The sequence below is a fragment of the Pararhodospirillum oryzae genome, from assembly GCF_007992075.1.
GTDB lineage: Bacteria > Pseudomonadota > Alphaproteobacteria > Rhodospirillales > Rhodospirillaceae > Pararhodospirillum > Pararhodospirillum oryzae.
The window spans coordinates 1-10572 of record NZ_BJZO01000114.1 but is presented as its reverse complement, the minus strand read 5'-3'; the positions used below and the strand labels follow the sequence as shown (position 1 = coordinate 10572).

General features: G+C 68.9%; 9 protein-coding genes. 3 read left to right on the top strand and 6 right to left on the bottom strand.

All coding sequences use genetic code 11. The features are described 5' to 3' along the window. The first annotated feature begins 143 nt into the window (after positions 1–143). The 3 genes from ROR02_RS14960 (at position 144) to ROR02_RS14950 (ending at position 5602) form a co-directional block, all read left to right on the top strand. The gene (locus tag ROR02_RS14960; RefSeq protein WP_246135575.1) at positions 144–293 is read left to right on the top strand and encodes a YdcH family protein; all 150 of its coding nucleotides are present in this window, start codon (positions 144–146) and stop codon (positions 291–293) included. A gap of 536 nt (positions 294–829) precedes the next feature. Beyond that, on the top strand, positions 830–2737 hold the full coding sequence (locus tag ROR02_RS14955; RefSeq protein ID WP_147164849.1) for a propionyl-CoA synthetase: 1908 nt from the start codon (positions 830–832) through the stop codon (positions 2735–2737). 528 nt (positions 2738–3265) lie between these two features. Continuing rightward, entirely contained in the window at positions 3266–5602 is a 2337-nt protein-coding gene (locus ROR02_RS14950; protein ID WP_170245142.1) for a sensor histidine kinase, read from the top strand. Between the two features lie 152 nt (positions 5603–5754). Here ROR02_RS14950 and ROR02_RS14945 read toward each other — a convergent pair whose 3' ends face one another. From ROR02_RS14945 to ROR02_RS14920, 6 genes are all read right to left on the bottom strand, one after another. After that, positions 5755–6192, bottom strand: a complete 438-nt coding sequence (locus tag ROR02_RS14945; RefSeq protein WP_147164847.1) for a hypothetical protein — start codon at positions 6190–6192, stop codon at positions 5755–5757. 326 nt (positions 6193–6518) lie between these two features. Further along, positions 6519–7148, bottom strand: a complete 630-nt coding sequence (gene phaR, locus ROR02_RS14940) for a polyhydroxyalkanoate synthesis repressor PhaR (RefSeq protein WP_147164846.1) — start codon at positions 7146–7148, stop codon at positions 6519–6521. Positions 7149–7320: 172 nt separating this feature from the next. Beyond that, positions 7321–7899: a FecR family protein gene (locus ROR02_RS14935; RefSeq protein ID WP_147164845.1), complete on the bottom strand. Its 579-nt coding sequence runs from the start codon at positions 7897–7899 to the stop codon at positions 7321–7323. A gap of 289 nt (positions 7900–8188) precedes the next feature. After that, the gene (gene rsmD / locus ROR02_RS14930) at positions 8189–8755 is read right to left on the bottom strand and encodes a 16S rRNA (guanine(966)-N(2))-methyltransferase RsmD (RefSeq protein ID WP_147164844.1); all 567 of its coding nucleotides are present in this window, start codon (positions 8753–8755) and stop codon (positions 8189–8191) included. Positions 8756–8779: 24 nt separating this feature from the next. Further along, entirely contained in the window at positions 8780–9613 is an 834-nt protein-coding gene (locus ROR02_RS14925) for a pseudouridine synthase (protein WP_147164843.1), read from the bottom strand. Continuing rightward, on the bottom strand, positions 9610–10332 hold the full coding sequence (locus tag ROR02_RS14920; protein ID WP_147164842.1) for a gamma-glutamyl-gamma-aminobutyrate hydrolase family protein: 723 nt from the start codon (positions 10330–10332) through the stop codon (positions 9610–9612). The genes ROR02_RS14925 and ROR02_RS14920 overlap by 4 nt, the downstream gene beginning before the upstream one ends. Positions 10333–10572 lie beyond the last annotated feature (240 nt).

Below are 10572 nucleotides of genomic sequence, written 5' to 3'. Positions count from 1 at the left end.
TCGGGGAACCCTTTTCCAAGGGCGTCCGGGGTTTCACCCGATTGCCCTGCCGGTTCCTCCTGGCGGTCCCTGGAAGACGATGCTAGAGTGATGAGGTTGTCATACCCTTGAGGGAGGACCTGTCAATGGGTCAGGATGCACGCATGGACGCCCTTCGGTCCCGCCACGCCGAAATTGATCAGCTTGTCGAGACGGAAGAAGCCCGCCCCGCGCCGGATGACTTGTTGCTTGCCCGCTTGAAGAGGCAGAAGCTCCGCCTGAAGGACGAACTGGCCACCATGGAGACCCACTAGGGTCTTTCTCCGCCGCCCTGCCCCTGGACGAGAAACGGAAAAAGAGAAAAATTTCCTTTTCCTTCCCGGTCTCATTTCCGGCAGTCGGCGCGACATCCCCGTGGATCACGTTCCGCCCTCGCGGCCCTGGGGCCGTTCACACGGAAACGTGCCAAAGGACGTAAGGAGGATTGGGTCATCCCCTTGGCTGAGGGGCGAATACTCCCTTTTGACGCCATCTGTCAAGCCCCGAAACTTTTTGGTTCGGGGCTTGATGCTTTTTTAGGCAAAATCGGGGTTGGAGGGCGGAAAAGACCACCGAATCATGCCTATTCCCGCAAGGACACGAAATATTATTTCGAAATCTGGTCCTCGACGGCGGTTTCTCTCGTTCGCAGGCTAGGCAAAGGCCTTTGCTTGTCCCACACTGCGCCCCGCCCGACGAAACGCCACCAACAGGAGAGCATCGTCAGGGAGACTCGCCCGCCCCGCTCACCCGGATCGGTTGGCACGACGGGCGCACGCCTCACAAACGGACCAGGGGACAGATGGAAACCATGGGCAACGCATTCGAAGAAGCCTACGCGCTTTCGATCAACGACAAAGCCGCCTTCTGGGGGCAGGCCGCCGAGGGCATCACCTGGACGCGGAAGTGGGACACGGTCCTGGACGAATCGCAAGCGCCCTTCTATCGATGGTTTGCCGGGGGCGAACTGAACACCTGTTACAATGCCGTCGACCGTCACGTTGAGAACGGGCGCGGCGCGCAGGCGGCGATCATCTACGACAGCCCGATCACCAACACCAAGCGGACCATCACCTACGCCGAGCTGCAAGACCAGGTGTCGCGCCTGGCCGGTGTCCTGGCCGCGCAGGGCGTGACCAAGGGCGACCGGGTGATCATCTACATGCCGATGATCCCGGAAAGCCTGATGGCGATGCTGGCGTGCGCGCGTCTGGGCGCGATCCACTCGGTGGTGTTCGGCGGCTTCGCCCCGCACGAGCTGGCCACGCGCCTCAACGATTCCACGCCCAAGATGGTGATCGCGGCGTCGTGCGGCATCGAGCCCAACCGCGTCATCGCCTACAAGCCGATGCTCGACGAGGCCATTGCCCAGTCCACCCACAAGCCCGACAACGTGCTGATCTTCCAGCGTCCGCAGGCCGAGGCCAGCCTGGACAAGGCCGGCGATCTGGATTGGGCGAGCGAAATGGCCAAGGCCGAGCCGCACCCGTGCGTGCCCGTGGCCGCGACCGATCCCCTTTACATCCTGTACACCTCGGGCACCACGGGCCAGCCCAAGGGCGTGGTGCGCGACAACGGCGGCCATGCCGTGGCGCTCAAGTGGTCGATGAAGGCGATCTACGACATCGAACCCGGCGAAGTGTTCTGGGCCGCCTCGGATGTGGGTTGGGTGGTCGGTCACTCGTACATCTGCTACGCCCCCCTGCTGCACGGCGCCACCACCGTGGTATTCGAGGGCAAGCCGGTGGGCACGCCGGACGCCGGCACCTTCTGGCGGGTGATCGCCGAACACAACGTCGTGACCTTGTTCACCGCGCCGACCGCGTTCCGCGCCATCAAGCGCGAGGACCCCGACGCCACCTTCCTGAAGAAGTACAACCTGGAACACTTCCGCACCTTGTTCCTGGCTGGCGAGCGCTGCGATCCGGCGACCATCGACTGGGCCGAGAAGATCCTGAACGTGCCGGTGATCGACCACTGGTGGCAGACGGAAACCGGCTGGTCGATCGCCGCCAACTGCAAGGGCCTGCATCTGTTCCCGGTCAAGCACGGCAGCCCCACCCGCGCCGTTCCCGGCTGGGACGTGCAGGTGCTGGACGAAAACGGCCACGAGCTGGAGCCGGGCAAGATCGGCGCCCTGGTCTGCAAGCTGCCGCTGCCTCCGGGCACCCTGACCACGTTGTGGAAGGCCGACGAGCGCTACAAGCAGGCTTACCTGGCCGAGTTCCCGGGCTACTACAAGACCGGCGACGCCGGCTTCCTCGACGATGATCACTACGTCTACGTGATGACCCGGACCGACGACATCATCAACGTGGCGGGCCATCGCCTGTCCACCGGCGCGATGGAAGAAGTGCTGGCCGGTCATCCCGACGTGGCCGAATGCGCGGTGATCGGCGTGGCCGACGACCTGAAGGGCCAGGTGCCGCTGGGCTTCGTGTGCCTGAAGGCCGGGGTGGCGACGCCGCCTGAAAAGATCGCCGCCGACTGCGCGCGCCTGGTGCGCGAACAGATCGGCCCCGTGGCCGCCTACAAGCAGACCGTGGTGGTGCCGCGCCTGCCCAAGACCCGCTCGGGCAAGATCCTGCGCGGAACCATGCAGAAGATCGCCGACAACCAGGACTTCAAGATGCCGGCGACCATCGACGATCCGGGCATCCTGCCTGAAATCCGCGAGGCCCTGGAGGAAATCGGCCTCGCCGGTCACCGCGTGGGCTAACCGATCGGCCGGTTCCCGCGCGCCGTTGGCGGGGAACCGGCCCTTTTCTCCCGTGCCCTAGAATATGTCGGGGAAAAGTGGGCACCGCTTTTTCCTGACATACTCAAATAAAGGGACGGGGAGCCTGCCCGCTTCCATCTGAAGCTGAAGACTCCTCAGGAAAAAGCCGTCCGTCGCGGCGTTGGGGAGCCCTCTTCCGAGGGCATCCAGGGCTTCATCCGATTGCCCTGCGATGCCACCGGGGAAACCTTGAATCCCATCGACAACCCGGTCATACCTGGACCGGCCAGACCTTTTTTCGATGGGTCGGCGGGGCAAGACGGGGACGGTCGGAGGCGCCTGCGCATGGTATCAATTTCCAGGACCCGACGAGGAAGCGGACAGCCCCCTCGGACGCCCATGGGATCTGCCACAAGCGCATCCCCATCGCCGGTTCCTCCCCAGGATCCCGCGCCCCCTTCCGGAAACGAGCCGCCTTCTTCCGAAGCGCCTCGCCAGAGACCCACGCCCGCGACGCCGGGGGACGCCATGCCCGCCCCGGAGCCGGACGACCCGCTCGCCTCCTTGTTTCAGCTGCTGGGCGATTCCGCCGACGAAGACCCACGCGGCACGCCCGACGACGAAGACCCGCCCGACGAGGCCTTCCCCACCCCGACGCCCTTCCCGGCGGACGACGAGACTTCCGTGGCCACGCGCGCCCGGACAGCCGGATTGCACTGGCTGGCCGACGTCGCCCCCGAGCCCCCGGCCCCGCCGCGCGATGCCCGGACGCCAAGTTCCCTCGACACGCCACCGGCGCGCCACCCCCATGCGGACCCCTCCCCTTCAAGGCCCACGCAAACGGCGCAAACGGTTCCCCCGGCCGAGGCCCCCCCTGAAAGCCTCCCGCCCCTGCCCACGCCGGCCCGGGAACCCGGCGAAGACGAGGATCCCCTGGTGTTGATGGATCTGGTCGCCGAGGATCCCCCGGTTTCGCACGCCGAACCGGACCTCGCGCCGTCGGGCACTCCCACGGCCCGAAGCCCTTCCGAACCACCGGCATCCGCCCCTGACACTCCCGGAATCGACACCGCCGCCTTGCATGCGGCCTGGATGGCGGAAGCGGCCCGACACCTGGGCGGTCCCCCCGATTCCGAGCCGCCCCCCGGCGGCTTTCCGGAGGACCTCGCGCGCACGGACGACCCCGACGACAACGAAGGTGCTCGGACCCTGGAACGCCTGCGCGAGGCGCTCGACGAGGAAGACGCCCCCCCGGAAGGCCTGATGGCCTCTCCGGATCCCCTGGGCTCCCCCCACCCCGCCCTGCGCGACGACGATCTGCCGCTCGACCGTCCGCCCCTGGCCGAGGCCCTGGCCCGACGCGCCCCCGAGCCACCGGGATTCTTGCACCGCCTGCCGGTGGGCGGCCGCCTCGCTCTTCTGGGCCTGCCCGGGTTCGCCAGCCTGGGGGGCGCCGCGTGGCTGGCCCACCTGACCCACCTGCTTGACCGCCCCACCCTGGTCGCGGCGACCGGCGGCGCGGCCCTTGTGTATGGCACCGTGTGCTGGATCTTCGCCCGCAGCGTTACCCGGCCGCTCAACGACCTGGCTCAGGCCACCTCGGGTCTGTCCATCGACGCGAGCCCCGCCTTGTTGCCGGGGTTGGGACGCCGCGACCGCTTTGGCGCCGTGGCCCGCGCCGTGCAGGATTACCGGCTGACCATGGAGGAACAAGCCGAGTTCCTGCGTCAGCAGGCCGACGCGGCCAAGATCTACCTGGCCGCCGTGCTGGATGGCGCCCCCGATGCCCTGATCACCATCGACCAGCGCGGCGTCATCGTGGGCTTCAATCCGGGGGCCGAGGATCTGTTCGGCCACCCCGCGCCCCGGGCGATCGGACGCCCCCTGACCATCCTGATGCCCGGCGGACGCGAGGCCGGCACCGAGGGCGGCTTGCCCTGGTTCCGCCCCGAGGACGAACGCGAACGCCATAACCCGGTGCGCCGGGTGCTGGCCCAGCGCGCCGACGGCAGCATTTTTCCGGCCGAAATCGTCGTGCAGGAGGTCAGCCGCGAAAACGCCGGTGTCCTGTTCGTCCTTTTCCTGCGCGACCAGTCGGGCCTGGAAGGCCAGGCCCACGAGGGCGAGCGGACCCGCCGCCTGGCCGACGAGGCCCGCAGCGCCCATTCCGAGGTGCTGAACGTCCTGGCCAACGAGCTGGCCTATCCGGTGGAAGCCATGAACGTGGCCCTGGGCAGCGGGCGCCTGGACTTGGAACGGCTGGAGGCCGGCCTGGGGCTGCTCAACGCCATCACCAACGACATCCGGGGCTTCGCCAACCTGGAAGCCGGATTGGTGGACCTCAACTTCGCCCCCGTGGAGCTGCCTGCCCTGTACGACCGGGTGGTGGACATCACGCGCGAGGTTGCCGACGAATTCGGCCTGTCGCTTGGCCTGCGCGTGGAACCCGACGCCCCCAGAACGGTGCTGGGCGACGAGGCCCTGATTGAAACCGTGCTGGCCAACCTGTTTGAATGCTCGGTGCTGTTCAACGCCCTGGATCCCACCTTGCACAGCAGCCAGCCGGGCGGCGTCGCCCTGACCGCGCGCCGGGTGGGCGAGCCGGGCCAGCCCCAGCGCCTGCGCATCGAAGTGGGCTGCGACGCCAAAACCGTGGCCCGGGCCCACCTGCACGCCGGCGGACGCCACCAGCCCCTGGTGTTGTCCACGGCGGCGCGCCTGCGCCTGGAAACCGGGGGGCGGCGGGGCCGGACCGGGTTGATCCTGGTCATCACCAAGCGACTGGTGCAGTTGATGCGCGGCTCGATCGGCATGGATACGTGGCCCGGCCGGGGCACCACCTTGTGGATCGAGCTGGAAACGTAGGGCGGGAGCCGGAAAGGGACCCGATTTTCGGGAAAAGCGAGGCTCGCGGCAAAAAAACGGGCATCGCGCCCGCATCCGGTGCACCGCGCGAAGCTCCGGATCCTTGCCGGAAAAACCGGGAAAACACCCCGCCCGTTGAACGAAAGCGCCCCTCAGGCTTCCAGATCGACGCCGGTTGAATAGGCCTCGCCCAGGATGATCGCGCCCCCGGCGCCCGCGTTCCGGCGCCCGCCGGACACGGCGTTGCGCACGAAGGAATACAGGGCCTCGGCCGTGCGGCGCAGCAAGGACGACACCGGGCGGCGGGTTTCGTCGTCCGCCGCGGCCTCCCCGGCGGTCGCGCTGGCGGAGTGGCGCGCGGCTTCGGATCCCGTCCGGCCCAGATCACGGCTCAGGCTTTGGGCGGCGTAGCCCACCCTTCGGCGCGCGTCCTCGGTGGCCAGCGAGCCGTCATCGCCGCTTCGGGCGGCGGGGGCCGATCCCGCCGGGGCCTTGCCCTTGCCCGGGCGGGCGTCCTGTCCGGTTTCCTGATCCGCGTCGGGCGGCCGGTTGAGTGGAGTCGGGGTCACGGCCGGGACGGCCGTCGTCACGGCTCCCAACGACGGGTCCGAGGCGAATCGCGAGTCCGTGGAGGGACCGGGGACCGGCGTCGCCGCGCCCGTTGTCCCGGGTCCGACGGGGGACGTCGGGGAAGAAAGATCCCGCAACGAGGCCCCAAGGCCTTGAAGCACCAGCATGGCCGGAAATCCCATTCTCGGGGGGCGACCGAATGCCCAGGGTCCGCCCCCCCTGGGGGACGGCCCGCCCTCGCGGTGCCTGTTCTAGGACCACGGCAGGCTGACTACTATAATACGCGCCCCTCGAAACCAAAGGCAAGCCTCCCTTGGTCCGGTCCCGGGCGCCGGCGACGCGGGCCTTACTGGCCCCTGGCTTTGCGCAGGGCGTCCAGTTCCTGCTGCAACGCGTCCAGTTGCTGATGCAGGGCCTCGACCTCGGGGGCCGACGCGGGCTCCTCTTGCCGCGGGGCCGAGGCAGGCGCGGGCGCGCCCGGCGCCGCCCCCCCCCGGCCATCCGCCTGGAAGGGATTGAACATGTTGAACGCATTCTCGAACAACGCCAGATTGCGTTTGTTCAGTTCCTCGAAATTCTGAAACGGGAACAGGCCATCCAGCGCGGTTTTCATCATGTCGCGCATCTGCTCTTCATTGCGGGAAAAGGCCTGCATCGCCTGTTCCAGGTACTGGGGCACCACGCCCCCCAGGCTGTCGCCATACAGCCCGATGAGTTGCCGCAAGAAGCCGATGGGCAGCAGGTTCTGGCCCTTGGCCTCTTCCTCCACGATGATCTGGGTGAGAACCGACCGCGTGATGTCCTCGCCGCTCTTGGCATCGTAGACCACGAAATCCTTGTTCTCGCGCACCATGCCCGCCAGGTAATCCAAGGTCACGTAGCTGCTGGTGGCTGTATTATACAAACGCCGGTTGGCATATTTCTTGATCGTGATCGGGGCTTCGGCCCCGCCGGCCCGGGCTTCCTTGGACGACATACGGACGTCTCCCCTCGCGGAACATCAAGGACGGCCCCCTTTCCTGGCACCGTCCCATGGGTCGGCGCTTCCGGCACCGTTGTTATAACAAGATACCCAGCCAGGGCCCCCCAAGCCAGGGAGAAATCAACCCCCTCGCGCGCCTTGCCCGTCGTGCCCCGCCCGGAAGCCTCTAGTAGAACGCCACGGTGTCGTAGGCCCGTTCGCGCTTGGCCTGGGGCCACAGGATGGGGGGACTGGGGGCTTCGTTGCGCGCGCGCACCGCCGTGCCCTGCCCCGGGGTGTCCAGAACCACCGATCCCGCGTCGGTGGTTACCGTCACCCGGCCATCTTGCACCATGACCTCGAAGGTATCGTCGAGCGTGCCCCCCCACACCACCGTGCCCCGAATGCCGATGGTCGCGAGAGGGGTCCGGATTTCCACGCCTTCATCGGGTTTCAGCCCGCCCCGCCACTGGAACGCCCCGGCCAGCACCGCGACCACGCCGTTGGTCCGCTCTGGCGTCAGGACCAGGTCATCCACCCGCATCCGCGCGCCCTCGCCCAGGGTCAAGGTGGAGCCGTCCTCCAGCCGCACCGCCAGGCGTCCCGCCTTGCCGGTTTCCAGCATCTCGCCTTCGAACACCGGCGACGCCAACGTCAGGGGGCGCGGGGGCGTGGGATCGGCCTGCGCCGTTGCCTGGGGGCGCACCGCCCCTACCGTGCCCACCGGTTCGCCGGCCAGCCCCGGCGCCGCCCAGGCGAGCATCATCCCCGCCCCGATTCCAAAAAATCGTCCCCACCGTGTCCGTCCGCCGCGCCGCCCCATGACTCCGCTCCCCGCCTTGTTTCGTTTCTCTTCCGAGATGGGTTGCGACCGTCTGCCTGCAAGGGCAAAAGCACGAGACTCCCTCGGGCAGCGCGAGGCAAACGCCCCGCCCCGAAGACCGCGCTTTTTTGCACAACAAAAGGGATCGGGGCATCGCCCCGGTTGGGCGCGGGCGAAAGCCCGCCGGCCGCAGGCCGATCGGAAGCAGGAAACGCGCCTTCTCGCCCCGCGACTACCCCGCCACGCGCAAGATGGTGAGGCGAGGCCGGCCCTGGGTACGCTCGTCCACCACCCCCACCCCACCGGGCCAGGCCGGGGCCGGGGTGGCGCCATCGGTTTCCACGCACACCAAGGCGCCCGGGGCCAGCCACCCGGCGCGCAGCAGTTGGGACAAGGCACGATCGGCCAGCCCCTCGGCATACGGGGGATCCAGGAACGCAAGCCCCACCGGCTGGGCCGGCGGCGGCGGGCGCACGGCATCGGCACGGATCACGCTCGCGCGCTCCTGCCCGCCCATGGCCTTGAGATTGGCCTCCACCGCGCGCAGGCTCGGCGGCGCGGTATCGAAAAAGGTCACATGGGCCGCGCCGCGCGACAGCGCTTCCAGACCCAGGGCGCCCGAGCCCGCGAAGGCATCGAGCACCCGCCCCCCGGCCAGCCCGAAGCCGTCGCGGCCCTGGAAGCGGTGCATCAGCACGTTGAACAGCGCCGCCCGCGCCCGGTCGCTGGTCGGGCGCACCCGCGTGCCCACCGGAACCAGCAGTGCGCGCCCGCGCCATTCCCCGCCGGTGATGCGCATGGTTCTTCTCCTTGCCCGTGGCCGTCAGGAGCCCGACCGCCCGGGGCGGCGCGGGGCCGCCGGAGCCGCCTTGCCCAACTGCTCGCGCAAGATCTTGCCCGGCACTTCCTCGACCGCCCCCGGGGCCAGCTGCCCCAACTGGAACGGGCCGTAGGCCACGCGGATCAGGCGGCTGACCGGCAGCCCCAGGTGCTCCATGACCCGGCGGATTTCGCGGTTGCGGCCCTCGCGCAGCGACACCGCCAGCCACGCGTTGGACGCCTGCTGGCGCTCCAGCACGGCGCGAATCGATCCGAAGCGCTCGCCATCGATGGTGATCCCTTCCTCCAGCGCGGCCAGGCGCACCGGGTCGGGGGTGCCGTACACCCGCACCCGATAGCGGCGCAGCCAGCCCTGGGTCGGCAATTCCAGCTGCCGGGCCAAGGCACCGTCGTTGGTCAGCAACAGCAGGCCCTCGCTGTCCAGATCCAGGCGCCCCACCTTGACCACGCGCGGCATGTCGGCGGGCAGGCGCTCGAACAAGGTGGGGCGTCCTTGCGGATCGTGGTTGGTGGTCACGATGCCCGCCGGCTTGTGGTAGCGCCACAGCCGGGTGGGCTGACGCGCCGGCAAGGGCTTGCCATCGACCTGCACCGTGTCGCTGGCCCCGACCAGGGTGGCGGGCGTGCTCACCGGGCGCCCGTTCAGCACCACCCGGCCCTCGGCGATCAGGCTTTCGGCCTCGCGACGCGAGCACACGCCGGCCCGGGCGATCACCTTGGCGATGCGTTCACCCGCCGGATTGGTCTCGGGCGCGGCAGGCCGGGCGGCGGCACGGGGCGATCGGGAAGGGCGGCCAGGGCCGCGGGACTCGGTCATCGGGACTCTCCGCACGCCGCGACAAAGGCGGCAAACAAGGCCGTGTCGGCCGGGGAAAGGGCGTATTCGGGATGCCATTGCACGCCCAGGCAAAACCGTCGGCCGGGATCCTCGATCCCTTCAATGACGCCATCGGGCGCGCGGGCATTGACCACCAGGCGCGGCCCCGGGGTCGCGACCGCCTGATGGTGGGCGCTGTTGACCGCGACCGGGCCGGGCCCGACCAGCCGGTGCAACAGCGTGCCGGGCTCGATCGCCACCGTGTGCCCGGGTTCGGTGCGCGGGTTGGGCTGCTCGTGGGCCAGGGCCTGGGGCACCGCGTCGGGAATGTGCTGGATCAAGGTCGCGCCCAGGGCCACCGCCACCAGCTGCTCGCCGCCGCAGATGCCCAGCACCGGCAGGTCGCGGGCCAGGGCCCCTTGCAAAAGCGCCAGTTCAAAGGCGGTGCGCCGGGCCTTCAAGACCACGCTCGCGTGGCGGTCGGACGCCCCGAACAAGGCGGGGTCCACGTCGAACGCGCCGCCGGTGATCAGCAGGCCGTCGATCAGATCCAGCACCTCGGGCACGGTTTCCTGCTCGTGGGGCAAAATCAGCGCAAGCCCGCCGGCCGCCGTGACCTGATCGCAATAATTGTGGCGAAGCGCGTACCACGGCAGGGCCGAATAGCCGCCGCCTTGTTCCTCGCTGTCGGCGGTAATGCCGATAACCGGACGGCGCATGGCCGTCTCTCCTTGTCATGCCGGGGGCGTGGGAGGGGGAAAACTCCGGGATTGGGGAAAACATCCCCGGCGCGGCCCGGGCCATCCCCGCCGCGCCCCACGCCGGAAAGTGAGGGAAAGCCGGGGGTCCCCCCGGATCTGGTACTATCGCCGAACCCCCAGCCGCGCGCAAGGGCCCTGGCGGAGCGTCACAGGGGTATCGGGTGAAGCCCTGGATGGCCTTGGAAGAGGGTTCCTCAA